The 22,922-nt window shown below is 62.9% G+C and carries 20 protein-coding genes and 1 pseudogene; 10 read left to right on the forward strand and 11 right to left on the reverse strand.

Going from position 1 to position 22,922, the window contains the following annotated elements:
- Position 1: 1 nt before the first annotated feature.
- The 4 genes from ACUN0E_RS40115 to ACUN0E_RS40130 are packed head-to-tail and all read right to left on the reverse strand — an operon-like array spanning position 2 to position 3,657.
- A complete protein-coding gene (locus ACUN0E_RS40115; RefSeq protein WP_445570069.1) occupies positions 2-628 on the reverse strand; it encodes an ABC-type transport auxiliary lipoprotein family protein in 627 nt (208 codons plus the stop codon).
- Between the two features lie 29 nt (positions 629-657).
- Complete coding sequence (locus ACUN0E_RS40120) at positions 658-1,632, reverse strand: MlaD family protein (protein WP_445570070.1); 975 nt, start codon at positions 1,630-1,632, stop codon at positions 658-660.
- Positions 1,633-1,648: 16 nt separating this feature from the next.
- Positions 1,649-2,527 carry an ABC transporter ATP-binding protein gene (locus ACUN0E_RS40125; protein ID WP_179735751.1) on the reverse strand — a complete coding sequence of 293 codons (879 nt, stop codon included), beginning with the start codon at positions 2,525-2,527 and terminating at the stop codon, positions 1,649-1,651.
- On the reverse strand, positions 2,524-3,657 hold the full coding sequence (locus tag ACUN0E_RS40130; protein WP_408231727.1) for an MlaE family ABC transporter permease: 1,134 nt from the start codon (positions 3,655-3,657) through the stop codon (positions 2,524-2,526). Before ACUN0E_RS40130 ends, ACUN0E_RS40125 begins: the two co-directional genes overlap by 4 nt.
- A gap of 106 nt (positions 3,658-3,763) precedes the next feature.
- On the opposite strand from ACUN0E_RS40130, the gene ACUN0E_RS40135 reads away from it, so the two are divergent.
- The 3 genes from ACUN0E_RS40135 to ACUN0E_RS40145 are packed head-to-tail and all read left to right on the forward strand — an operon-like array spanning position 3,764 to position 5,773.
- A complete protein-coding gene (locus ACUN0E_RS40135; protein ID WP_445570071.1) occupies positions 3,764-4,669 on the forward strand; it encodes a biotin--[acetyl-CoA-carboxylase] ligase in 906 nt (301 codons plus the stop codon).
- On the forward strand, positions 4,666-5,481 hold the full coding sequence (locus ACUN0E_RS40140) for a type III pantothenate kinase (RefSeq protein WP_408231721.1): 816 nt from the start codon (positions 4,666-4,668) through the stop codon (positions 5,479-5,481). Before ACUN0E_RS40135 ends, ACUN0E_RS40140 begins: the two co-directional genes overlap by 4 nt.
- Positions 5,482-5,533: 52 nt before the next feature.
- A complete protein-coding gene (locus ACUN0E_RS40145; RefSeq protein ID WP_408194412.1) occupies positions 5,534-5,773 on the forward strand; it encodes a hypothetical protein in 240 nt (79 codons plus the stop codon).
- Positions 5,774-5,862: 89 nt separating this feature from the next.
- On the opposite strand, the gene rfaE2 is transcribed toward ACUN0E_RS40145, so the two are convergent.
- The 6 genes from rfaE2 to ACUN0E_RS40175 all read right to left on the reverse strand — a co-directional run bounded on the left by rfaE2 (position 5,863) and on the right by ACUN0E_RS40175 (position 12,401).
- The gene (gene rfaE2 / locus ACUN0E_RS40150; RefSeq protein ID WP_408231719.1) at positions 5,863-6,345 is read right to left on the reverse strand and encodes a D-glycero-beta-D-manno-heptose 1-phosphate adenylyltransferase; all 483 of its coding nucleotides are present in this window, start codon (positions 6,343-6,345) and stop codon (positions 5,863-5,865) included.
- A gap of 200 nt (positions 6,346-6,545) precedes the next feature.
- Complete coding sequence (locus ACUN0E_RS40155; protein ID WP_408231716.1) at positions 6,546-7,418, reverse strand: ferritin-like domain-containing protein; 873 nt, start codon at positions 7,416-7,418, stop codon at positions 6,546-6,548.
- Positions 7,419-8,003: 585 nt separating this feature from the next.
- Complete coding sequence (locus ACUN0E_RS40160) at positions 8,004-8,774, reverse strand: PhaM family polyhydroxyalkanoate granule multifunctional regulatory protein (protein ID WP_445570072.1); 771 nt, start codon at positions 8,772-8,774, stop codon at positions 8,004-8,006.
- A 178-nt stretch (positions 8,775-8,952) separates the two neighbouring features.
- Entirely contained in the window at positions 8,953-9,849 is an 897-nt protein-coding gene (locus tag ACUN0E_RS40165; RefSeq protein WP_408338769.1) for an enoyl-CoA hydratase/isomerase family protein, read from the reverse strand.
- Between the two features lie 86 nt (positions 9,850-9,935).
- On the reverse strand, positions 9,936-11,156 hold the full coding sequence (locus ACUN0E_RS40170; protein WP_408338771.1) for an ABC transporter substrate-binding protein: 1,221 nt from the start codon (positions 11,154-11,156) through the stop codon (positions 9,936-9,938).
- A 261-nt stretch (positions 11,157-11,417) separates the two neighbouring features.
- Positions 11,418-12,401 (reverse strand): fumarylacetoacetate hydrolase family protein, encoded by a 984-nt coding sequence (locus ACUN0E_RS40175; protein ID WP_445570073.1) that lies wholly within the window; start codon positions 12,399-12,401, stop codon positions 11,418-11,420.
- A gap of 169 nt (positions 12,402-12,570) precedes the next feature.
- Here ACUN0E_RS40175 and ACUN0E_RS40180 point away from each other — a divergent pair, with 169 nt between their 5' ends.
- From ACUN0E_RS40180 to ACUN0E_RS40205, 6 genes and pseudogenes are all read left to right on the forward strand, one after another.
- Positions 12,571-13,458, forward strand: coding sequence for an IclR family transcriptional regulator (locus ACUN0E_RS40180; protein ID WP_408231701.1), 888 nt, complete (start codon positions 12,571-12,573; stop codon positions 13,456-13,458).
- Positions 13,459-13,628: 170 nt separating this feature from the next.
- A complete protein-coding gene (locus ACUN0E_RS40185) occupies positions 13,629-14,915 on the forward strand; it encodes a DUF3108 domain-containing protein (RefSeq protein ID WP_445570074.1) in 1,287 nt (428 codons plus the stop codon).
- 533 nt (positions 14,916-15,448) lie between these two features.
- Positions 15,449-15,706 carry a BTH_I0359 family protein gene (locus ACUN0E_RS40190; RefSeq protein ID WP_120344435.1) on the forward strand — a complete coding sequence of 86 codons (258 nt, stop codon included), beginning with the start codon at positions 15,449-15,451 and terminating at the stop codon, positions 15,704-15,706.
- A 262-nt stretch (positions 15,707-15,968) separates the two neighbouring features.
- A complete protein-coding gene (locus ACUN0E_RS40195) occupies positions 15,969-17,039 on the forward strand; it encodes a homocysteine S-methyltransferase family protein (protein WP_445570075.1) in 1,071 nt (356 codons plus the stop codon).
- Positions 17,040-17,130: 91 nt separating this feature from the next.
- Positions 17,131-19,847 (forward strand): annotated as a pseudogene (gene metH, locus ACUN0E_RS40200) (methionine synthase).
- Positions 19,848-20,004: 157 nt separating this feature from the next.
- Positions 20,005-20,214: an acid-shock protein gene (locus tag ACUN0E_RS40205; RefSeq protein WP_408214292.1), complete on the forward strand. Its 210-nt coding sequence runs from the start codon at positions 20,005-20,007 to the stop codon at positions 20,212-20,214.
- 131 nt (positions 20,215-20,345) lie between these two features.
- On the opposite strand, the gene ACUN0E_RS40210 is transcribed toward ACUN0E_RS40205, so the two are convergent.
- Positions 20,346-20,672 carry a DUF1840 domain-containing protein gene (locus ACUN0E_RS40210; RefSeq protein ID WP_408520012.1) on the reverse strand — a complete coding sequence of 109 codons (327 nt, stop codon included), beginning with the start codon at positions 20,670-20,672 and terminating at the stop codon, positions 20,346-20,348.
- A 448-nt stretch (positions 20,673-21,120) separates the two neighbouring features.
- Between ACUN0E_RS40210 and argS the strand changes: the two genes are divergently transcribed.
- Positions 21,121-22,911, forward strand: a complete 1,791-nt coding sequence (gene argS, locus ACUN0E_RS40215) for an arginine--tRNA ligase (protein WP_445570076.1) — start codon at positions 21,121-21,123, stop codon at positions 22,909-22,911.
- Positions 22,912-22,922 lie beyond the last annotated feature (11 nt).

Raw genomic sequence — 22,922 nt, forward strand, 5'->3', positions numbered from 1 at the left:
CTCATTGCGCGGCGACCAGCGCCTGCACGCCGAGCCACGCGCTGATCTGCGAGACGAGGTCGTCGCTGGCGGCGGCGAGCGCCTGCGCACCGCCGGCGGCGTCCGCGGAACTGGAGGGCGCGCGTGCGACGAACGTGCGCTGGCCGATCACCTTGCCGTTTTGCGTCAGCGTGGCGCGCGCCGTGACCGCAGCGTGGCTTTCCGACTGGCTGTCGAAAACCTGTTCGAACTCGCTCAAATCGACTTTCAGCACCGGAGCGCGTACGCCGTCAGCGCCTGTCAGCACAGTGCCGCGCGAACTGAGCGCGCTGCGCAGCCGCTGAGTCAGCAACTGCGACGGCGCCATGGTCCAGTGGCTATTCGCATACGACGCCGTCTGCTGCGCGTCGGCGTAGCTAAGCCGGTAAATCAGTTTGTCTGACTCGAGCGTGTCGGGCGCGCTGACATCGAGCACCTTCACCGCCGGCAGCGTGCCGGCCGAGGCCGCCGGATTCGGCGGCCCGAGGTCGTAGCGGATGTCCGAAATCGCCGCGGGGTTTCCTGCGCATCCCGCAGCCAGCACGCCGAACGCGAGCAGCATCGCAAGCGCGGCGCTCGAGGACAGCAATCGATGAGTCAAGCGTGACATGACAATCTTCCTTTCTTCAAACCTTCAATTCATTTAGCAGCGGGCGCAGCAGCACGGCCGGCAGGCCACGAGAAACCCGCCTCGCCAGGGCCCGGCGCCGCGCTCGGCGCACCGAACAGCACGCTGCGCGGATTGGTACTGAACGTGTCGGCAGCGCGGTCCACCGAACGGGCCGCGGAGCGCACGTCTTCGGCGAGCGAATTGACACGCGGCAGCGTGTCGTACCCGACGCGTGCAGACAACTCCTGGATCGAGCTATCCATTGACACCAGCGCGTCACCCGCTTGCTGCGCCGCCGTCCCGACTTTGTTCAGGTTGGTCTCGAACGGCCCGTCCGGGCGGTTCAGACTGGTGATCAACTGATTGGTCGACGCAAGCGTGCGATCCAGTTCGTTGATCGTAGCGGGCAGCTTGCCGGCTGCCGGTGCCATCTGCTGGGTCAGCGTGGAGACGCCGTCGGCGGCCTTCTGAATGCTCGCCGCTGTGCCTTGCAACTGGTTGACAATTGCCGGCGACAACAGATTGTCGACGTCGTCGGTGACTCTTTCGAGTTTGCGCAGCAAAATGTCGCCGCGCTGCTGCAACTGATCGAGCAAGCCGGGACGCATCGGCAATTGCGCCACCGCTTTCGGCGACGAGGCGAGCGGCGTCGGATCGCGCCCATTGTCATCCAGCTGGATGAACGCGATACCCGTCACGCCCTGGAAACCCAGGCTGCCGAACGTGGAGTGCGTAATCGGCGCGTGCGTGTCGACGAGGATGCGGATCAGAATTTGACCCGGATGATCCCGATCGAATTTGATCGACTGCACCTTGCCGACGTCGAGCCCGCGATAGCGCACCGCCGCGTCGGTATAAAGCCCCGTCACGTTGGTGCGCGCAATCAGATCGTACGGCACCCGCACGGAACGGTCGACGTTGAACAAAAAAGCCGCCACTGCGATTGCAGCCAGCAGGGCCACCGTGAAGAGCCCTGCCCAGAAGGCATGTGATTTGTTTTCCATTGTCAGGTTCCCTGGTTCACAGCGGCAATTCGGACGATGCCGATTCGAGCGCCGCGCGCGGCAGTTTCGCGCGGCGTTCCGGCGGCAGCGCCTGCAGCGCGCGACGCCCGCGCAGGCCGAGGAAATATTCGCGGATAAAAGGATGATCGACGCCCGCCGCCTCTTCGACCGGCGCGGCGACCAGCACCTTGCGATCCGCCAGCACGGCGACGCGGGTGGACAGCGCGATCATCGTGTCGAGATCGTGCGTGACCATCACCACCGTCAGCCCAAGCGCGCGATGCAGCGCGGAGATCAGCTCGACGAATTCGTCGGACGCCTGCGGATCGAGGCCGGCGGTCGGTTCGTCGAGAAATAGCAACTCGGGCTCGAGTGCGATGGCGCGCGCAATACCCACGCGCTTGATCATCCCGCCCGAGAGCGCCGACGGCATCTTCGACGCGTGCTTGCACGGCAGACCGACCATCTCGAGCTTAAGCATCACGATGTCGCGCAGCAGGTCTTCCGGCACCTTGCCGAGTTCGCGCAACGGCTGCGCGATGTTGTCGAATACCGAGAGCGACGAGAACAGCGCGCCGCGCTGAAACAGCATTCCAGAGCGGCTGCGCATGAGCAGCGCGGTTTCAGGCGAAATGGTGGCAATGTCCTCACCAAACAGCTTGATGGTTCCCGACGACGGCCGCTCCAACCCGAGAATTTGCCGCACCAGCGTGGTCTTGCCCGAGCCCGACCCGCCGACGATCGAGACGATCTCGCCACGTCGCACGTCGAAATTCAGATGCTGATGCACGATGTTGCGACCGTAGCGCTTGGTGATGTCGATGACCTCGATCACCGGCTCGGCAATCTCGGGCACAGGTTGGCCGCGTACGGCCTGAGTGAGTGGCGCGATCATCCGAGCCCCACGTTCTGAAAGAGGATCGCGAACACCGCGTCCGCGAGAATCACGATGGTGATCGAAGTCACCACCGAGGTCGTCGTGCCTTCGCCGAGGCTTTGCGAATTGGCCTTGATACGGAAACCGAAGTGACAGCCGACGATCGCGATCAGCATGCCAAACGCGACGCCCTTGCCGAGGCCGATCCACAGATTCGCGACCGGCACGACGCCAGGCAATGCGCGCGCGAAATAACTCATGTCGATGCCGAGCACGATCTTCGCGGCGAGTGCGCCGCCGGTCAACGCAATGATATTGGTCCACATTACGAGGAGCGGCATGGCCACGCCCAGCGCGATCACGCGCGGCAGGATCAACCGCAGCCCGTGCGGGATGCCCATCACGCGCATGGCGTCGAGTTCTTCAGTGACGCGCATCACGCCGATCTGTGCAGTAATCGCCGAGCCCGAGCGGCCCGCCACCAGAATCGCCGACAGCACGGGCCCCAGTTCGCGAATCACCGATAACCCAAGAATATTGACGATGTACTGATTCGCGCCAAAAAGCCGCAGTTGCTGTGCCGACAGATAGCTCAGCACGATACCGATCAGGAAAGCGACCAGCGCAGTGATCGGCAACGCCTTGGTGCCGGCGTTATAAATGTTTGCTGAGATTTCGGTCCACGGCGTGATTTTCGGTTTGCGCAGGATCGCGAGGAGATCGAGCACGACCTGCCCAAGCATGCCGAATCCGCCGTACATGTGTTCGAAGAACGAGAAGATTGCGAGGCCCAGCCGTGTGAACGGGTCAAACCGGGTCACAGGCTCAGCCTTTTCACGCACCGTGTCGAGCAACGCGATGCGCTCGAAAATGTCGCGTTGCGTATCGGTGAGCGTGGTGTCGGGGGGCATCTTGTGGCCCCACACGCGCCACAATGCCTGACCGCCAACGTGGTCCATCCGGTCGATACGCGACAGATCCCACTGGCGGATGCCTTCAGCACCGACCAGCGAGCGCAACAGCGGGATCACGTGGCCAGTGGCCTTGTCGCGCGCGAGCGCGAGCGCCGTCCACTGGCCCGAAAGCCGGACGATCTTGCCTTGGCTGCCTGCCGCGACTTCAAGGCCGGGCGGAGTGTCGTAGTTCAAGGATCGCTGCAATCTGGTTATCGGATTAGGGGCCATTGTAGCGAACACGCGCCGGATGAACCGTGCTTGCGGGCTCGCAGCGTTCGCTGTCGCTACAATATGAGACATGAACGCTTCCAAGACCCCACCCCAAGCCGCTGCGGCTTCCGACTGGCGCATCGACCGCGAGCGCGCCGTCGCGCTGTTCGGTCAGCACGCGCATGACTGGCCGATCGAGATTGTCGAGGAAACCGGCTCGACCAACGCCGACCTGATGACACGCGTAAAAGCATTGCCGCGTAAAGCCAATGCGCTGCCGCGGCCGATCGTGCGGGTCGCGTATCTGCAAACCGCGGGCCGCGGCCGCCGTGGCCGTCCGTGGTATGCGGAGCCGGGCAATGCGCTGCTGTTTTCGGTGGCATGCGTATTGCCGCGTCCCCTCGAAGGGCTGGCGGGTTTGAGTCTCGCGGTGGGTGTAGCGCTGGTCGACGGGCTGCGCTCGTTGCCGGTCATAGGGCCTGGACAGATCGCGCTGAAGTGGCCCAACGACGTTCTGCTCGAAGGCGACAAACTGGCCGGCATCCTGATCGAAACCGCGTGGAGCACGGATGACGCGAGCGCCGTGGTGATCGGCATCGGCACCAATGTGAAGGGTGCGGACGAGCTCGCCGCCAAGGTCGGCGCGCTGAACGCGGACGTGCCGGCGCAAGCGCGCGGCACCGTGCCGACCGCGCTGCAACGCGCGCTGCCGAATGCGAACCTCACCGACACACTGGCGGCGGAACTGAACGCGCTCGAACCCGCTTTGCAGCGCTTTGGCGCTGAAGGCTTCGCGCCGTTCCAGGCGCGCTGGAACGCCGTGCATGCCTACGCAGGCCGTGAAGTCGTGCTGCTGGAGCAAGGCAAAGAGCTCGCGCGCGGCCTGGCGGCGGGTGTCGACGAACGCGGGCAACTGCTGCTCAATACGGCGGCGGGCCGTCTGACCGTCGCGACCGGTGACGTCTCTCTGCGTCTGGCCGACGGTGCTGCATGACGAGCGGCGCGCCTTATCTGCTGATCGACGCGGGCAATAGCCGCATCAAATGGGCGCTGGTGCAGCCCGACGGTACGCAAATTGCGGCCGGTGCGCTCGCGCATGGCGGCGCTGACCAACCCGACTGGTCGAATTTGCCGGCGCCGGGCGGCGCATGGTTATCGAACGTCGCCGGTGAACGGGTCGCGGCACGGATTGCCGCACTACTCGACGCTCACTGGCCGCAACTGCCGCTCACGACGATCCGCGCCTGCGCGCAGCAATGCGGCGTGACCAATAGCTACACGACACCGCATGCGCTCGGCAGCGATCGTTGGGCTGGCCTGGTGGGGGCGCACGCGGCGTTTCCCGGCGAGAATCTGCTCATTGCGACGTTCGGCACGGCGACCACGCTTGAAGCGCTGCGTGCGGACGGCTGCTTTGTCGGCGGCCTGATTGCGCCGGGCTGGACCTTGATGATGCGCTCGCTAGGCGAGCACACCGCGCAACTGCCGACGCTCGACGCCAACGCGGCGCGCGGCTTGCTCGACGCAGGCGCCATGTCTGATCGGGAACGGTCAGGTCCGTTCTTCGCGACCGATACGCCGCACTCGTTGTCGGCCGGGTGCACGTTGGCGCAAGCCGGTCTGATCGAGCGCATGTGGCGTGACTTGCAGGACGAATGGCAGGTGCCAGTGCGTCTGGTGGTGAGCGGCGGCGCAGTGGACGAAGTGACAAGTGCGTTAAAAGTGCCGCATACTCGCCACGATTCGCTGGTGCTGTCCGGGCTTGCGCTGATTGCTGCCGAACACGCCATGGAACGCGACGCCTGAGTCGTGCCATACGGATAACGGCGGTTGAACTTATGGACGGGGAATACTAACGATGCTGCGCTGGCTGATCGCCATATTATTTCTTGCCAACATGCTGGCATTCGTTGCGATGCGTGGCGTATTCGGCCCGACGCCCACAGCCGGCGGCCGCGAGCCGAATCATCTGAACCGCCAGTTCCATGCGGAGTGGTTGAAGGTGCAACCCGTCACAGCCGCCGAAGCCGCTGATCAGGCGGTCGTAGGCGGCCCGGCGCCAGCGGCGCCGATAGCGGCATCGGCGCTGCCGCAGTAAAAGCGGCGGAGGGTGCTAGAGGTACCGCCAGGCGCCAGCATCCCGCTTGGCGTAGATGAATAGAAGAAAGCGCCGCGCACGCAAAAACATTACCCTTGCGCTCGAACCTTCTTCAGCAGTGCGGTGGTCGAACGGTCGTGCTCGAAGGGAATCGCCAAAGCCTTGCCGCCCCAGGCCCGCACAATGGCCGATTCAGGCAAAGCATCCATGTCGTAGTCACCACCTTTGACGAGTACATCCGGCCGCAACGCCGAGATCAGCTCCACGGGCGTTTTCTCGCCAAAGCAAACCACATAATCCACGCTCTCCAGAGCCGCCAGCAAAGCCATCCGATCAGATTCGTTATTGATCGGCCGGTCATCCCCTTTGCCTAGCATGCGCACTGAAGCATCGCTATTGACGCCGACAATCAGGCAAGCGCCGAGCGCTTTGGCATCGGCAAGATAAGTCACATGCCCGCGATGCAGGATGTCGAACACCCCGTTGGTAAATACAACCGGCGCGGACATCGAAGCACGAAGCTTCACCAGCGCATCGCGCGTCAACATCTTGCGTTCAAAAGTGGCAGCCATAACGGAGTCGCAAAGAAAAAAGAAGTGCCGCCACGATACACGGCGAACGGCATGAAGCAAAACGGCCCAGCAAGCTCACGCCTGCCGGGCCGTTCTTAAAAACCTTACACCGGTTCGCGATGCTAACGCCTGATCGGACTCAACCTCGCGAACCTGGATCCACGAATTTAAGCCAGTGACTCAACGCGAACCAGAACCCATCATGCCGGCTGTTCAGCCGACTTCTGAGCGGCCTGCAAGCGCGCGACGACTTCCTTGCGATAGCGGTTCAATTCCTGCGCCGTATTGAACGTGCGTTCGAACAGTATCGACAGGTTGTGCAGAATCCGCTCGACCACTTTCTTTTCCCAGCCGTCGTCGAAACGAATCTGCTCGTCGAGCCAGCGTTCGAGCCATTCCGGATCCGGCAGACGCGATTGAATCGTGTCACGCGGGAACAGCGCCTGATTCACGTGCAGGTTGGTCGGATGCAGCGGCTTTTCCGTACGGCGTGCCGATGCCATCAGGACACCGATCTTGGCGAACGCAGCACGCGCGATGTCGCCGGTTTGCACCATCGCTTTCTTCATGTAGCGCAGATACGCGCCGCCATGACGCGCTTCGTCGCGCGAAATGGTTTCGTAGATGGCCTTGATGACCGGCTCGGTGTGCCACTCGGCAGCACGGCGATACCAGTGATTCAGGCGGATTTCGCCGCAGAAGTGCAGCATCAGCGTTTCGAGCGGCGGCGCCGGGTCGAATTCGAAGCGCACGGCGTGCAGTTCTTCTTCGGTCGGACACATTTCCGGCTTGAACCGGCGCAGATATTCCATCAGCACCAGCGAATGCTTCTGTTCTTCGAAGAACCACACGCTCATGAATGCGGAGAAATCGCTGTCGTGATGGTTGTCACGCAGGAACATTTCCGTGGCGGGCAACGCCGACCATTCGGTGATCGCATTCATCTTGATCGTCGCGGCCTGCTCGTCGGTCAATAGCGATGCATCGAACTTGTCCCAGGGAATGTCTTTCTCCATGTCCCATCGAACGGATTCGAGCGATTTATAAAGTTCCGGATAAAGCATGGTGTTCATAGTCCCACCCCTGTTCTGCGCATACTGTCTGTGTCTGTAACTACTACGTGTAGCACTTTTGCTTATGACGAACGAAACGCACCGTTTGGTGCCTCGTTTATCGGCCAAGCATTCAATTTTACGCGGTAATCCGCCGCCTAGATGCACCGGGCAGCAAAGAAGTCCAGGCGATTGCGCGGCGCTGCTAACCAGAAGTTACGCGCTACGCGGCCAACCGTGGGTGAGGGATACCCTATGCCTGAGGTCGAGCCAGTCTGCGATGAATCCGCACCGTCCAGCCCTGCGCCGGTGGTACCGGCGGCGAATGGAGCAAGGGCGGCCGGATTGGTTGTTTTCAGCGCACGCCCAAAAGCCAAATGAAGCTTACACAATGATAGCACGCTGAATTTACGGTTCCCGTGCCATGGCAGACGCAAATCCGGTGCCTGATTGACCGCTCTCAATAAATCAGCAGATTCGCGGAGTGTGGCCGACGATCGGGGTCAAAACCATGACAGGTGGCAAATTCATCTGGTTTGCCTCGCCCGCCCGTCTGGCTCTGCGCCCTCGTCGCATGGATCGCGCCGCCCGGTGTCGTTCTTGCCGCTAAAGAGACTTTTTCGGCGCTCGCGGCGCGGCGCTCGAACTACCGGCGCGTTTCGCGGACGTTGAAGTTGACGTCGCTGCCCGTTTCGCTGCTGGCCGTTTGGTCGCGGCCCCTGCGTCCGCTGCGCTCGCGTCCGGCGCGTCAGCCGTTTTCCCCGCCGACGCCGAGGCGCTTGTCGCACCCTCCGGCGAACCCGTCGCCGAACCTGGCTGCGTCGTCGCAAACTGGGCGATCTGGTTGAACTGTGATTGCAGCAGATTCCACCAGGCAGAGGCGTCGAACGGCGGCGTCGCGGCGGCCCCGCCTTCGCCGGTTGCCGGCTCGGCTGTAGCCGATGAGCTCGCATTGCTCGAAGCCGACGAAGTCTCCGGATGCGGCCAGCCGGTCGGCGCGGGGCTCGGCGCAGCAGCGCCGGAAGCCGGTTGCGCCATCGACGACTGCGCGAACGCGCCAAACGCACGCAGCGTCGCGAGCGTTGCGCGCTGCACTTCGAGCGCCTGAATGGCGGACTGCAGCATATTCAGATTCAGCTTGAGCCACTGCTCGACCGCTCGCATGTCAGTGATGCGTTTGTCGAGTTCTTCGACGTTGGTCAGCGGCGCCATCATGTCGGACATCATCGACAGCGACGGCCCGAGGCTGCTGCCAGACTGTGCGCCGGAAAACGCCGAGTTGAACGGCGAGAGGCGCATCATGCCCCAGATGCGTTCGAGCATTTCAGCGGGCGGAAAGCCGGGAAAGGGCGGCGTGGTGCCAGGTGTATCGGTCATGCTTGTCGCCTCGCTGCATAAGGGGAAGGAAATAGCGCCATCCCGCGCGCGTCTGATTCGATCATACCGCGCGTGGCGCTGCGAACCGCGCTTAGTTTGGGCTGCTGCCTACCCCACCCACGCAGCACCTCAAGGGCCGGCCGGCGGGGCTTTGCCCAATACGCGCCCGCCTCCGGTTTCAGGAGCGCTCACCGCCCGCAGCGCCGCCGCCCGGCGTCTGCTGCGGCTGCCCGCTCCACGGGTCCGCGCCGCCAAAATCCGGCGCGCGGCGCTCGCGCAGCGAGTTCACGCCTTCGCGCACATCCGGACCAGCGAAACCCATGAACTCCAGTGCCAGCGACGTATCGAACGCCGGCCCGGCCGAGCGCAGCCAGTTGTTCAGCGCGTACTTGGTCCAACGAATCGCCGTTTGCGAGCCGTTGGCCAGTTTTTGCGCGACTTCGAATGCTTTGGGCAGCAGATCGTTTTCGTCGACGGCAAGCGACACGAGGCCGATCCGCTCGGCCTCTTCGCCGCTCACCGGCTCGCACAGCAGCAGGTAATACTTGGCCTTCGCCATCCCGCACAGGAGCGGCCAGACGATAGCCGCGTGATCGCCGGCGGCGACGCCCAGACGCGTATGACCGTCGATAATCCGTGCCGACTTCGTCGCGATCGAGATATCGGCGAGCAGTCCGGCCACGAGCCCCGCGCCAACGGCCGGGCCATGCATCGCCGAAACAATCGGTTTGCTGCAATTGATCACGTTGTAGACCAGATCCCGCGCCTCGCGCCACACGCGTGCGCGGACGTCGAAATCAGTCGCCATGTCTTCCACCAGTTGCAGGTCGCCGCCGGCCGAAAAGCCCTTGCCCTCGCCGCGAATGATCGCGACACGCGTTTCGGGGTCCCGATCGATATCGCGCCAGATTTCGGCGAGTTCGAAGTGCATCCGCGCATTAGCGGTGGCAAGCCCGCTTTTGTTCGCGCCCTCGCCGCTCATCACGACTTCGAGCACACCGTGCGGGTGGCGGTGCAATTGCAGCGACTGGTAGTGCGCATAAAATGCGTCGTTACTATGGGGTGCCTGAGACATGGTGAGCAATCCGTCTATCGGTGTATCTGTTGAAACCGTCGCCTTAAGGGCACGTTCGGCACCTTCGGCGCTACGTCAGCGCAAACTCAATGCGGCTGATAAACCCACTTCGCATTCTTGATTTCGACCATCACACGCGCCCGTTGATCGAGTCCGAGGTGATCTGTCGCGCTCATGTTGACCACGCCGTTGGTGTCCGCGAGACCACGCGTCGCTTCCAGCGCATCGCGCAACGCACGGCGAAATTCCGGCGTGCCGGGCGCGGCCGCTTTAAGCGCGATCGGTATCGCGTTGCTCAGCAGCATGCCGGCGTCCCACGTGTACGAACCGAACGCCGACACGCTGCCCGGTCCGCGCAATGCCTCGAAGCGCGCGATGTAGTCGAGCGCGAGACGTTTGGCCGGATGGTCCGCCGGCAATTGCGCGGCGACCAGCACCGGGCTCGCGGGCAGGAACGTGCCGTTGCAGTCGGCGCCGCACACGCGCAGGAAGTCGTTATTGCCGACCCCGTGATTGTGATAGATCAGCCCTTTGTAGCCACGTTCCCTGAGCGTCTTCGGCGGCAGCGCGGCAGGCGTGCCGGCCGCGCCGACCACCACCGCATCCGGGTGGGTCGCGAGAATCTTCAGGACCTGCCCGGTCACGCTCGGATCGGTGCGATTGAAGCGCTCGCTCGCCACCATGTTGATGTGATGCAGTTGCGCGAACTTCGCGACTTCGGTGTAGAAGGTTTCGCCGAGCGCGTCGGCCTGGCCGATGAACGCGATCGTTTTGACGCCGTGCGCACTGGCGTGCTCGGCAATCGCCGAGGCCATCATCGCGTCGGTCTGCGGGGTCTTGAAGACCCAGTGGCGTTTCGCATCCACAGGTTCGATGATTTTCGCCGACGAGGCCAGCGAGATCATCGGTGTTTCGCCGTCGGCAACCACGTCGATCATCGAGAGCGAATTCGGCGTGATCGACGAGCCGATGATCGCGTCGACGTGATTTTCGGAGATCAGCTTCTTGGTGTCCTGCACGGCCTGCGTGGTGTCGGACGCGTCGTCGAGCACGATGTATTCGACGCTCTGCCCGCCGATCTGCCTGGGCAGCAGCGTGGCGGTGTCGCGTGCCGGAATGCCGAGCGACGCGGCCGGCCCGGTTAGCGACAGCACGAGACCAATCTTCACCTGTGCGAGGGCGACCGCCGGTAGCGCGGCACACAGCGCGGCGGCAAGACGGGCGAGCCCACGCCGCGCTGGTGCTGCGCGTACGCTCGATGCGCGAGCGCGCTGGGTGACTCGTTCAAAAGATTCAAATCGCGGCATGCTGTCTCCTCACGTCGTTTTTTCGTTTTGATGTACCGCCGATGTGCTGCTTGTGCTCTGCTCACGTGCCGGTGCGCGTTCGGGTTTGCGTTGATTTCGCGTTGGCTTCACGATCAGCGGACAGCCGCTACCCCGAGGCCGGCGCCGCGCCAGTCAGTGTAGCGGCGCGTCGTGGTGCCGGTATCGGGCGAAACCCTTTCGCAGACGACGAAACGCGTACGGACTCAGCCTTGGTGCCGCGTCCCGCACAAAACCGGTGCCTCAATCCAGCGGCGCGATGCCCTGATCGATCGCGCCGAAAATCGACTTGCCTGCTTCGTCGAACATCTCGATCTTCACGGTATCGCCGAACTTCATAAACTCGGTTTGCGGCACACCGTGCTCGATAGTCTCGAGGCAGCGCTTTTCAGCGATACAGCAATAGCCGCGCTTCGCATCCTTGTTCGATACCGTGCCCGAGCCGACAATCGCGCCGGCGCGCAGGTTACGCGTTTTAGCCGCGTGCGAGATCAATTGGCCGAAGTGGAACACCATGTCGGTGCCGGCATCCGGCTGGCCGACCTTCTTGTTATTCCAGTGAACGATCATCGGCCGGTGCACACGCCCTTCGCGCCAGCTCTCGCCGAGTTCGTCGGGCGTCACCGCCACCGGCGCGAACGAGGTGGCCGGCTTGCTCTGGAAAAAGCCAAAGCCCTTCGCAAGTTCGGCGGGGATCAGATTGCGCAGCGAGACATCATTGACGAGCGTCACCAGACGCACGCTTCTCAGCGCCTGGTCGGGGCTGGCGCCCATTGGTACGTCGGTGGTGATCACAGCGACTTCCGCTTCGAAGTCGATGCCGAATTCCTCGGATGCGCACAGCACATCGTCTTTCGGGCCGATGAAGTCGTCGCTGCCGCCCTGGTACATCAGCGGATCGGTCCAGAATTCCGGCGGCATTTCCGCGCCACGCGCGCGGCGCACCAGCTCCACATGATTCACATACGACGAACCGTCGGCCCATTGGAATGCGCGCGGCAGCGGCGCCATGCACTCCCTGGCGTCGAACGGGAAGGTATTGCGCGCGCGGCCCTGGTTGAGCGAGTCATACAGATCCTGCAGTTGCGGCGCATAGAAGGCCCAGTCGTCGAGCACGCGCTGCATGGTGGGCGCGATCGCATCGGCGACGGCCGCGGTGTGCAGGTCGCGGGACACAACGATCAGCTGACCGTCGCGCGTGCCGTCCTTCAGCGTGGCAAGTTTCATAGAGGAGTGAACCGTTAGTGACGATAGAAGGAATCTATTCTACGATGGTGAATCGGCTCGGCCCAAGCGCCGTTGCCCGGCGGCGGTTTGCGCAACGTGGCGGCACGGCTGTGGGGCCCAACCCGCCTCCTTTATCGCTTTCTTTAAACGCGCTCCATGCGCCTCGCTCATGCCTCCAATTGCCCGCTCCGGCGCGATCCGTACCGACTCCGACTCAGCTGAGCCGCTCGAATCGCCCGAGTCAGACGACGAAAACGTCGAGACCGGCGAGGAAAAGCTACGCTCAGGCATCCAGTCGATCGAAGTCGGGTTCAGACTGCTTGAGGTGCTGACTCACGAACCGCGCGCGATGATGCTGCGCGATCTGGCGCAGCGTGCGGGCATGAGTCCGGCGAAAGCGCACCGCTATCTGGTGAGTTTCCTGCGCCTCGGCGTCGTGGCACAGGATCCGCTGTCGGGCCGTTACGAACTGGGCGGCTTCGCGTTGCAATTGGGTCTCGCGCGGCTTGCCCGCGTCGACGGCGTGAAGCTCGCGCGCATTGCGCTTGCCGAACTGCGCGACCGGCTCGATCTAACGGTGGGCATCGCGGTATGGGGTAATCAGGGTCCGACGATGGTTCACTGGATGGAGTCGAGCCATCCGGCCAAGGCGTCGCTCAAGCTCGGTGATGTGATGCCGCTGCTCAGTTCCGCCACCGGCCTGCTGTTTGCCGCCTATCTGCCGTCGAGCAGGACCGCCGCGATGCTGGAGCGCGAACTGGCCGATTCGCGCCGCTCGTCGCACATGGGCGGCCCGCGCACGCGGGATGAGGTCGAGCGGGTGCTAGCGGAGGTACGGCAGCACGAAGCGGCGCGTGTGGAAGGCATGTTGCTGCCAACCATCCACGCGTTCTGCATGCCGGTGTTCGACTCGACCGGCGATCTGGCGCTGGGCCTGATCGCGCTCGGTCATGAAGGCGCATTCGATATCCGCTGGGGCGGCGAGATCGATACGGCGCTGCGTGAATGTGCGCAAAAGCTCTCGTACGAGCTCGGGTATAGTGCGGCGCCACGCTGATGCGCCAATGAGTTGAGTCCAGGAACATCGTCCACCGGTGTGTAGTCGAACCCGTTCGCTGTCCATTCAGCTCCAGGCTTGGCGCCTTTCACCGTTGCCGCCAAGCCGGGACTTTGGGCGTGCTGCCCCACCTATTCCCTTACCGTCCGCCCGTTCGAATTCATTCGCCAATGTCCTCACCTTCCGCCGCAAGCCGCACTGATCGCACGCCGCCCGTCAGGCCGCGCGCCGGTTTGCGGGTATGGCGATGGATTGCGGTTCTGCTGGTAGTGGCCATCCTGCACTGGATTGCGGCGCAATGGGTCGAGCGCAACCGCGCGACGCTGAATCCATCTGACAATGAGCATGTCCCCGTACAGGTTGCACTGCTGACACCCGAACGTGTCGAGCGCAAACCCGCGGCCGACACACCGCAAGCAGCAGCGCCGGCGCACAAGATAGCCGCGAGCAAGCCGCGCGAACACGTGCTGACTGCGACGCAACCGGCAAAGCATGCACCCGCGGTCACGGCCGCATCGGATGCAGCAGCGAGTGCACCGAGCGCCGCGAACACCCCCAATGTCAATGCCAATGCGAGTGCATCCGCCACCGGCATGGCCAGTGCGCCCGCCACCGCCAGCGCGCCTCAAGCTTCAGCAGGCGTGAAATTCTCCGCTCCACCTTCCGGGGAACTTCAGTACGACACGTTCTACAACGGCGTGCGTAACCAGCCCGGCACAATTCACTGGGCCAGTAACGCACAGAGCTACGAGATGGTCGTCTCCGTACCACTGCCGTTCGTCGGCACGTTCGTGTATTCGAGCCATGGCCGCATCGACGCATTCGGCCTCGCACCGGATCAATACATCGAAAAGCGCGGCCGCCGTCCAGACGACGTGGCAATCTTCAATCGCACCGACAAAAAGATCGCCTTCACGCGCACCCCGACCACGCTGCCGCTGCCCGATGGCGCGCAAGACCGTTTCAGCATGGTGATGCAACTCGCCGCCCTCGTGCGCGGCGACCCTGCCGCTTATAAGCCAGGCGTGACGCGGCAATTCTTCGTGGTCGATAACGACAGTGGCGAGAACTGGCCAGTCGAGACGATCGGCGACGAGACCATTCGCACCGCGCAGGGTTACCTCGAGACGCGCCACTTCAAGCGCTTGCCTCGGCACGATGGCGATCTGCGCCGCATCGACGTATGGCTCGCGCCGTCGCTCGGCTGGTTGCCCGCGCGAATCATGCAGACCGAGCCGAACGGCACGCAATTCGAACTGGTGTGGCGCGGCAAGCTCAATCCGGAGAATGCAGGCAGTTCGCTCAACAGCACCGGGGACGCCGGCAGTAACGGCAATACTTCGCCTGACAATTCGACAAGCCAGCCACCTTCCAGCGCACCGGCAGTGATGCCCGAAGCCGTCCCCTCTTCACCAGTCGATTCAACCGCCCCCGACAACCTGCCCGAAAAGCCCTGAACCTGAATAGGGACTCGACCAGATCCGCGAAACTTCCACGACACGGCGGACCCGCGGGATGGCAACACAGGTGCGGCATTGAGCCGCTGGCCGACGCTCGCTTTTCAGGCAACGCACCCCGAAGCGCTCGAGCAGATCCGGGAGGTGCCAATCCATACGTTGCCAGAAGGCTACGCCATGGCGTGCGAAGCCCTGCGCGTTTTCGATCTACGCGGTAAGCTGGCAACAATACGTCGCCCGACGTTGGCCATGGGGGCCGCCACGACACGGGCACGCCACCTGCTGCTACGCAGGCAATAACAGACGCCATCGAAGGCGCACAGTCCGAAATGCGCGATGCCGCTCGTCTTGCGACCATCGGGCAATCTCACCGTTTTGCTGCACTGCTTGAAACGTTTCTTGGAAAGCCGGTCTAACCGGTAGGTTCGGAACATTACAAGCGTCAATCCGGACCCACCCCTTGAATTCCACACCACTAGCTCCACCTATGGCGCAGGAATGGCCAGGAGCCAACGGAAATAAGGAGTGTCGCCATGCAAATGATCTACAACAGCCCCAATTATTGTGTCGTCGAATTTCCGCCGCAAGAAGGTCCGCTGGCCATGAAGTCGGGTGGCTACGAGATCGTCGACAAAAACATGCAGCGCGAAATTTACATAGACGGTGCAATGGCGGCGAGTTTCCGCGAGCACGTGCAAAAGCTGATCGAAGAGGAACCGTCGTTGGATGAAGTAGACGAATTCCTTGGGCAGTTTGACAGCCTGATGCATCAACCGGTGATTCTTCACTAAGCGAAGGGTTTAGCGTCACGGTTTGGCGACATACATCGACCGCGCCGACCGGCTCAGCCGGCGGCCCTGACAAGACGGTCAGCATCGATATAACGGCCCAGCAGGCTTTTGCCTCACTGGGCCGTTTTCTTTGCGGCGCGCCCATAGCGGCTGTTCCCTAGGCATACACACCCCGTCCGCTCGGTCCACGCCCGGCGGAACCGCTCCACAGCGGCTACAATGACAGGTTTCCCGAAAAAGCCGGCGCAAGCCCACGTCCGCCATGAACCAGCCTGCTCAAACCGCCACGCCAGTCCGTCCCGACGCCGCCTACACGCGCGGCGCGGCGCTGCCCGCGCTGCTCAAGTCGCGCATCCTGATTCTGGACGGCGCAATGGGCACGATGATCCAGCGCTACAAGCTCGACGAAGCCCGCTATCGTGGCGAGCGCTTCAAAGACTACGGGCGCGACATCAAGGGCAACAACGAGTTGCTGTCGATCACGCAACCGCAGATCATCGGCGAGATTCACGAGCAGTATCTTGCGGCGGGCGCGGATATCATCGAAACCAATACGTTCGGCGCCACCACGGTTGCGCAGTCCGACTACGGGATGGAAGACCTCGCGATCGAGATGAATCTCGAATCGGCGAAGCTGGCGCGCGCCGCCTGCGACAAGTACTCGACGCCCGACAAGCCGCGCTTCGTCGCCGGCGCGATCGGACCGACGCCGAAGACGGCCAGTATTTCCCCTGACGTGAACGATCCGGGCGCACGCAACGTAACGTTCGACGAACTGCGTACCGCGTACTACGAGCAGGCGAAGGCGTTGCTCGACGGCGGCTGCGATCTGTTTCTCGTCGAAACGATCTTCGACACGCTCAACGCAAAGGCTGCGCTATTCGCGCTAGACGAGCTGTTCGAAAACACCGGCGAGCGTCTGCCGATCATGATCTCGGGCACCGTCACGGATGCATCGGGCCGGATTCTCTCCGGACAAACCGTCGAGGCATTCTGGAACTCGCTGCGCCACGCCAAACCGCTCACGTTCGGTTTGAACTGCGCGCTGGGCGCGGCGCTGATGCGCCCGTACATCGCCGAACTGGCGAAGCTGTGCGACACCTATGTGTCGTGCTATCCGAATGCCGGTTTGCCGAATCCGATGAGCGATACAGGCTTTGACGAATTGCCGGCGGATACGTCGGGATTGCTGAAGGAGTTCGCGCAGGCTGGCCTCGTGAATATCGCCGGCGGGTGCTGTGGCACCACGCCGGAACATATTGCGGCGATTGCCAAGGCGCTGGCTGAAGTGAAGCCGCGCCAATGGCCGACTCAATACCGCGACGCAGCCTGAGTCCGGCGGCCTGGTCTTACTCCACCGCAGCCGCCCTCTCGCCATCGAACCCGACGCACGTAACCGCACGCAACCGAACCGCACCTACGCCATGACCGATCACACCATGCGCCTTTCCGGCCTCGAGCCGTTCAACGTCACGTCCGGGACGCTCTTCATCAACGTAGGTGAACGCACCAACGTGACCGGCTCGAAGGCGTTCGCGCGAATGATCCTGAACGACCAGTTCGACGACGCGATCGCGGTCGCGCGGCAGCAGGTCGAAAACGGCGCCCAGATCATCGACGTCAACATGGACGAGGCCATGCTCGATTCGAAAGCGGCGATGGTCCGCTTCATGAATCTGATCGCCTCGGAGCCTGACATCGCGCGCGTGCCAATCATGATCGACTCGTCGAAGTGGGACGTGATCGAAGCGGGCCTGAAGTGCGTGCAAGGCAAGGCGATCGTCAATTCAATCTCGCTGAAGGAAGGCGAAGAAGCGTTCCGCCATCACGCGAACCTGATCCGCCGTTACGGCGCAGCTGCGGTCGTGATGGCCTTCGACGAGAAAGGCCAGGCCGATACGTTCGAACGCAAGACGCAGATCTGCAAGCGCTCCTACGATTTCCTCGTGAACGAAGTCGGCTTCCCTCCGGAGGACATCATCTTCGACCCGAACATCTTCGCGATTGCGACCGGGATCGAAGAGCACAACAACTACGCGGTCGACTTCATCAACGCGACGCGCTGGATCAAGGAACACCTGCCATACGCGAAGATCAGCGGCGGCGTGTCGAACGTATCGTTCTCGTTCCGCGGTAACGACCCGGTGCGCGAAGCAATCCACACCGTGTTCCTCTATCACGCGATTCAGGCGGGGATGGACATGGGCATCGTCAACGCGGGTCAGCTCGGCGTGTATGCCGATCTTGATCCGGAGTTGCGCGAGCGTGTCGAAGATGTCGTGTTGAACCGTCGTGAAGACGGCACCGATCGCCGCTCGAAATCGCCGACAAGTTCAAGACCGGCGCCGCGAAGAAGGAAGAAAACCTCGAATGGCGTAACCAGCCCGTCGAGAAGCGTCTCGCGCACGCGCTGGTGCTGGGCATCACCAACTTCATCGTCGAAGATACTGAAGAAGTGCGCGCGAAGATCACCGCGGCCGGCGGCCGTCCGATCAACGTGATCGAAGGCCCGCTGATGGACGGCATGAATATCGTCGGCGACCTGTTCGGTCAGGGCAAGATGTTCCTGCCGCAAGTCGTCAAATCGGCACGGGTGATGAAGCAGGCGGTCGCGCATCTGATCCCGTACATCGAAGAAGAAAAGAAGCTGATGGCCGAAGCCGGCGCCGATGTGCGCGCCAAGGGCAAGATCGTCATCGCCACGGTCAAGGGCGACGTGCACGACATCGGCAAGAACATCGTCTCGGTGGTGCTTCAGTGCAATAACTTCGAAGTGGTCAACATGGGCGTGATGGTGTCGTGCAACGACATTCTCGCCAGGGCAAAAGTCGAGGGCGCGGACATCATCGGTTTGTCCGGACTGATTACGCCGAGCCTCGAAGAGATGGCCTATGTCGCGTCGGAAATGCAGCGCGACGACTACTTCCGCGTAAAGAAGATCCCGCTGCTGATCGGTGGCGCGACCACCTCGCGCGTGCACACTGCCGTGAAGATCGCGCCGCATTACGAAGGCCCGGTGGTGTACGTGCCGGACGCATCGCGCTCGGTCTCGGTGGCCTCGAGCCTGCTGTCCGATGAAGGCGCGACCAGATATGTCGACGAACTGAAGGCTGACTACGACCGCATCCGCGATCAGCACGCCAATAAGAAAGCCCTGCCGATGGTCACGCTCGCCGAAGCCCGCGCGAACAAGACGAAGGTCGATTGGGCGGGCTACCAGCCGGTCAAGCCGAAGTTTATCGGCCGCCGCGTATTCAAGAACTTCGATCTGAACGAGCTGGCAAGCTACATCGATTGGGCTCCGTTCTTCCAGACGTGGGACCTGGCGGGCCCGTACCCGGCGATCCTGAACGACGAGATCGTCGGCGAATCGGCCCGCCGCGTGTTCTCGGACGGCAAGTCGATGCTCGCGCGCCTGATTCAGGGCCGCTGGCTGCAGGCCAACGGCGTGATCGCGCTGCTGCCGGCCAACACGGTAAACGACGACGACATCGAAATCTACACCGACGAATCGCGTAGCGAAGTCGCGCTGACGTGGCGCAACCTGCGCCAGCAAAGCGTGCGGCCGGTGGTGAACGGCGTGATGCGGCCGAACCGCTCGCTCGCCGACTTCATTGCGCCAAAGGATTCGGGCGTCGCCGACTATATCGGCATGTTCGCGGTCACGGCGGGTCTGGGTGTGGACGTGAAGGAAAAGCAGTTCGAAAAGGATCTCGACGACTACAGCGCGATCATGCTGAAGGCGCTCGCCGACCGCTTCGCCGAAGCATTCGCCGAAGCGATGCATGCCCGCGTGCGCCGCGATCTCTGGGGTTACGCGAATGCCGAAACCCTCTCGAACGAAGACCTGATCGCCGAAAAATACCACGGCATCCGCCCGGCGCCGGGTTACCCGGCCTGCCCGGATCACCTCGTGAAGCGCGACATGTTCGACGTGCTGCAAGCCCCTGAAATCGGCATGAGCGTGACCGAATCGCTGGCCATGCTCCCGGCGGCAAGCGTCTCCGGTTTCTATCTGGCGCACCCGGACAGCACCTATTTTTCGGTCGGCAAGATCGGCCAGGACCAGCTGGAAGACTACGCAAAACGCATGTCGTTGTCGAAAACAGACGCTGAACGGGCTCTCGCGCCTTTGCTGTAAGCATTTCGGGGCGGGAAAGCCACTATATCGGGCACGATAGGCTGAATATTTGCGGCAGTGCAATTTTCGGCTTTGTAAACTGAACTGGCATCAACCCGCCAGACGCGGCCAAAACGCGTCGGCTTATCTAATTGCAATCGTCAACGGAGAGAATCGTATGAAGAAGCTGACGCTGTTATTGGCTGCTGTTTCGCTCGCCGCCAGCACCTCGGTGGCGCTGGCTCAGCCTGCGGCCCCCGGCGCCGCGAGTTCGGTGAGTTCGTATTCGCCGCCTACGCAAAAGCACGTCAAGAAGCCCAAGAAGCAAAAAATGAAGAAGGGTGCGTCGGCACCGATGGCCGCCCCGGCGGACGCCGCCAGCCAGTAAGCAGGTTCGGCAGACGGGCTGTTAAGGCCGTGAAAGACAAAGAGCCCGCTGATGCGGGCTCTTTTCATTGGCGCGTCGCAGTCTTCGCCGCCAGGCGCAGCGAACGCTACAGCCGCTGGACCGCTCCGGAATCAGAGACCCCAGACGATATCCGCGTTTTCCTTCTGCGCGGCGCGCAGCATGTCGAGGAACGGATACGCGCGCTGGGCGAGTCCCAGCGGAATCTCGTGATGCTCGTGGCCGTCTTCGCCTTCGTGGAAATGGCCGTCGTGCTCGGCACGCTCCTGCTTGTCGGTACCGATGGCCGATTCGAGTTTCGCGATCGCAGGGCCCGTTTCGTCGTGGGTGATAACACCACGCTCACCAAGGCGCTTCCCGACGATGCCGACGAGGTACTGGGCAAGATTCTCCAGCATCATCACGTCCGGGCTGGCGCGACATTTGAAAGTAATCAGCATGACTGTTCCCTTTTTCGTTATGTTGGATTGACGCGCAAGCAGCTCGAAACCGGCCCTCGGCGCGCGTTACGTTGACACGCCGATCAGGCACGGCGGCCACGGCCCTTGGTGGGCATCTCATTGAACATATTAGCACCTGCTAAAATCCGTCTGGACGGAAAAGCGCGCCGCAATGCGCCGCGCGCGGCATAACGCAGGTGGCGTGGCTGGGCCGATTGGCCGTAACCCGCTTGCTGCCGCGCCAGGCCGCAGCAGCAGGCGTCCCGGCATGTCGCCGCGCACCGCACTAACCGCGTTGCAGACAACGTGCCTGATGGCGCCCCGATGTGCCCGGCGCATCTGGCGGGTGCATCGCCGCTTTCCACGCTTCTGACGAATCGGCTGCGCCTGCCGCGCAGCCGGCGCCTCTTCCGCATCACCGGATTGCCTCACTGGACTCGCAACAAGCATGCTGCCTGCACATAAACAAACCCTCGAAACACTGCTCGCCGACACGGTGAAGCAAGTTGCGCAAACGTCCCAGGGCGCGAGCGAAGCCACTTTCGTTTCGCCAACGATCACGCTGGAACGCCCCAAAGTCGCCGCACACGGCGACGTCGCGTGCAATGTGGCGATGCAACTCGCCAAGCCCTTGCGCGCCAACCCGCGCCAGCTGGCGCAACAGATCGTCGACGCGCTGCTCGCGCAGCCGCGAGCCAAGGGCCTCGTAGATGCCGCCGAAGTGGCCGGCCCCGGCTTCATCAACCTGCGCCTTGCTGCCGCCGCCAAGCAGGCGGTAATCGCCGCCGTATTCGCTGAAAAGGACGCCTTCGGCCGTTCGCAGCGCGACGCCGGCAAGCATGTGCTGATCGAATTCGTCTCGGCCAACCCGACCGGCCCGCTGCATGTCGGCCATGGCCGCCAGGCTGCGCTCGGCGACGCGCTATCGAACGTGCTGGCCTCGCAAGGCTATGACGTGCACCGCGAGTTCTATTACAACGACGCCGGCGTGCAGATCCACACGCTCGCCGTATCGACGCAGGCGCGCGCCCGCGGTCTCGCTCCCGGCGACGAAGGCTGGCCGGCCTCGGCGTACAACGGCGAGTACATTGCCGACATCGCGAAAGACTATCTGAACGGCGCCACCGTGGCCGCGAGCGACGGCGAACCCGTCACGGGCGCGGGCGACGTCGAAGACCTCGACGCGATCCGCCGTTTCGCGGTCGCCTATCTGCGCCGCGAGCAGGACATGGACTTGCAGGCTTTCGGCGTGAAGTTCGACCAGTACTACCTCGAGTCGTCGCTGTACAAGGAAGGCCGGGTCGAGAAGACCGTCGCGGCGCTGATCGCCGCCGGCAAGACCTATGAACAGGAGGGCGCGCTGTGGCTGCGCACCACCGACGACGGCGACGACAAAGACCGCGTGATGCGCAAGACCGACGGCACCTACACCTACTTCGTGCCCGACGTCGCCTATCACGTCGCCAAGTGGGAACGCGGCTTCACCAAGGTCATCAACGTCCAGGGTTCGGACCACCACGGCACGATCGCGCGGGTTCGCGCCGGCCTGCAGGGTCTCGGCATCGGCATTCCGAAGGGCTATCCCGACTACATCCTTCACAAGATGGTCACGGTGATGCGCAACGGCGAAGAGGTGAAGATCTCCAAGCGCGCGGGCAGCTATGTGACGGTGCGCGACCTGATCGAATGGTCGGGCGGCGCGACGCCGGGCTCAGAAGCCGCCGTCGATCTGATCGACGAAGAGACGATTCGCCGCGGCCGCGACGCCGTGCGCTTCTTCCTGATTTCGCGCAAGGCGGATACGGAATTCGTGTTCGACATCGATCTCGCGTTGAAGCAGAACGACGAAAACCCGGTGCATTACGTGCAGTATGCGCATGCGCGGATCTGCTCGGTCATCACCGAATGCAAGGCCCGCTACAGCACGGACGAGAGCACGCTGGCGCAAATGGACGTGTCGCCGCTCACCAGCGAACGCGCCATGGCCTTGCTGAACAAGCTCGCCGAGTTCCCGGACATGCTGGAGCACGCCGCCGACGAACTCGCGCCGCACGCGGTCGCGTTCTATCTGCGCGACCTCGCCGGGGAATTCCACTCGTTCTACAATGACAGAGCCGAACGCGTGCTGGTCGACGACGCAGTCGAGCGCAATGCGCGCGTCGCGCTGCTTGCGGCCACGCGTCAAGTGTTGGCCAACGGTCTCGCGACGATCGGCGTCTCCGCTCCCGTCAAGATGTAAGTCCTCCGGCG

This window comes from Paraburkholderia sp. D1E, from assembly GCF_052682275.1.

Coding starts and splice junctions, on each gene's coding strand:
- ACUN0E_RS40155 (WP_408231716.1), bottom strand. CDS start 7,418: ATGAACACCATGCTTTATCCGGAACTTTATAAATCGCTCGAATCCGTT.
- argS (WP_445570076.1), top strand. CDS start 21,121: ATGCTGCCTGCACATAAACAAACCCTCGAAACACTGCTCGCCGACACG.
- ACUN0E_RS40160 (WP_445570072.1), bottom strand. CDS start 8,774: ATGACCGATACACCTGGCACCACGCCGCCCTTTCCCGGCTTTCCGCCC.
- rfaE2 (WP_408231719.1), bottom strand. CDS start 6,345: ATGGCTGCCACTTTTGAACGCAAGATGTTGACGCGCGATGCGCTGGTG.
- ACUN0E_RS40175 (WP_445570073.1), bottom strand. CDS start 12,401: ATGAAACTTGCCACGCTGAAGGACGGCACGCGCGACGGTCAGCTGATC.
- ACUN0E_RS40140 (WP_408231721.1), top strand. CDS start 4,666: ATGACGAGCGGCGCGCCTTATCTGCTGATCGACGCGGGCAATAGCCGC.
- ACUN0E_RS40120 (WP_445570070.1), bottom strand. CDS start 1,632: ATGGAAAACAAATCACATGCCTTCTGGGCAGGGCTCTTCACGGTGGCC.
- ACUN0E_RS40190 (WP_120344435.1), top strand. CDS start 15,449: ATGCAAATGATCTACAACAGCCCCAATTATTGTGTCGTCGAATTTCCG.
- ACUN0E_RS40135 (WP_445570071.1), top strand. CDS start 3,764: ATGAACGCTTCCAAGACCCCACCCCAAGCCGCTGCGGCTTCCGACTGG.
- ACUN0E_RS40205 (WP_408214292.1), top strand. CDS start 20,005: ATGAAGAAGCTGACGCTGTTATTGGCTGCTGTTTCGCTCGCCGCCAGC.
- ACUN0E_RS40195 (WP_445570075.1), top strand. CDS start 15,969: ATGAACCAGCCTGCTCAAACCGCCACGCCAGTCCGTCCCGACGCCGCC.
- ACUN0E_RS40115 (WP_445570069.1), bottom strand. CDS start 628: ATGTCACGCTTGACTCATCGATTGCTGTCCTCGAGCGCCGCGCTTGCG.
- ACUN0E_RS40125 (WP_179735751.1), bottom strand. CDS start 2,527: ATGATCGCGCCACTCACTCAGGCCGTACGCGGCCAACCTGTGCCCGAG.
- ACUN0E_RS40165 (WP_408338769.1), bottom strand. CDS start 9,849: ATGTCTCAGGCACCCCATAGTAACGACGCATTTTATGCGCACTACCAG.
- ACUN0E_RS40210 (WP_408520012.1), bottom strand. CDS start 20,672: ATGCTGATTACTTTCAAATGTCGCGCCAGCCCGGACGTGATGATGCTG.
- ACUN0E_RS40145 (WP_408194412.1), top strand. CDS start 5,534: ATGCTGCGCTGGCTGATCGCCATATTATTTCTTGCCAACATGCTGGCA.
- ACUN0E_RS40185 (WP_445570074.1), top strand. CDS start 13,629: ATGTCCTCACCTTCCGCCGCAAGCCGCACTGATCGCACGCCGCCCGTC.
- ACUN0E_RS40170 (WP_408338771.1), bottom strand. CDS start 11,156: ATGCCGCGATTTGAATCTTTTGAACGAGTCACCCAGCGCGCTCGCGCA.
- ACUN0E_RS40180 (WP_408231701.1), top strand. CDS start 12,571: ATGCCTCCAATTGCCCGCTCCGGCGCGATCCGTACCGACTCCGACTCA.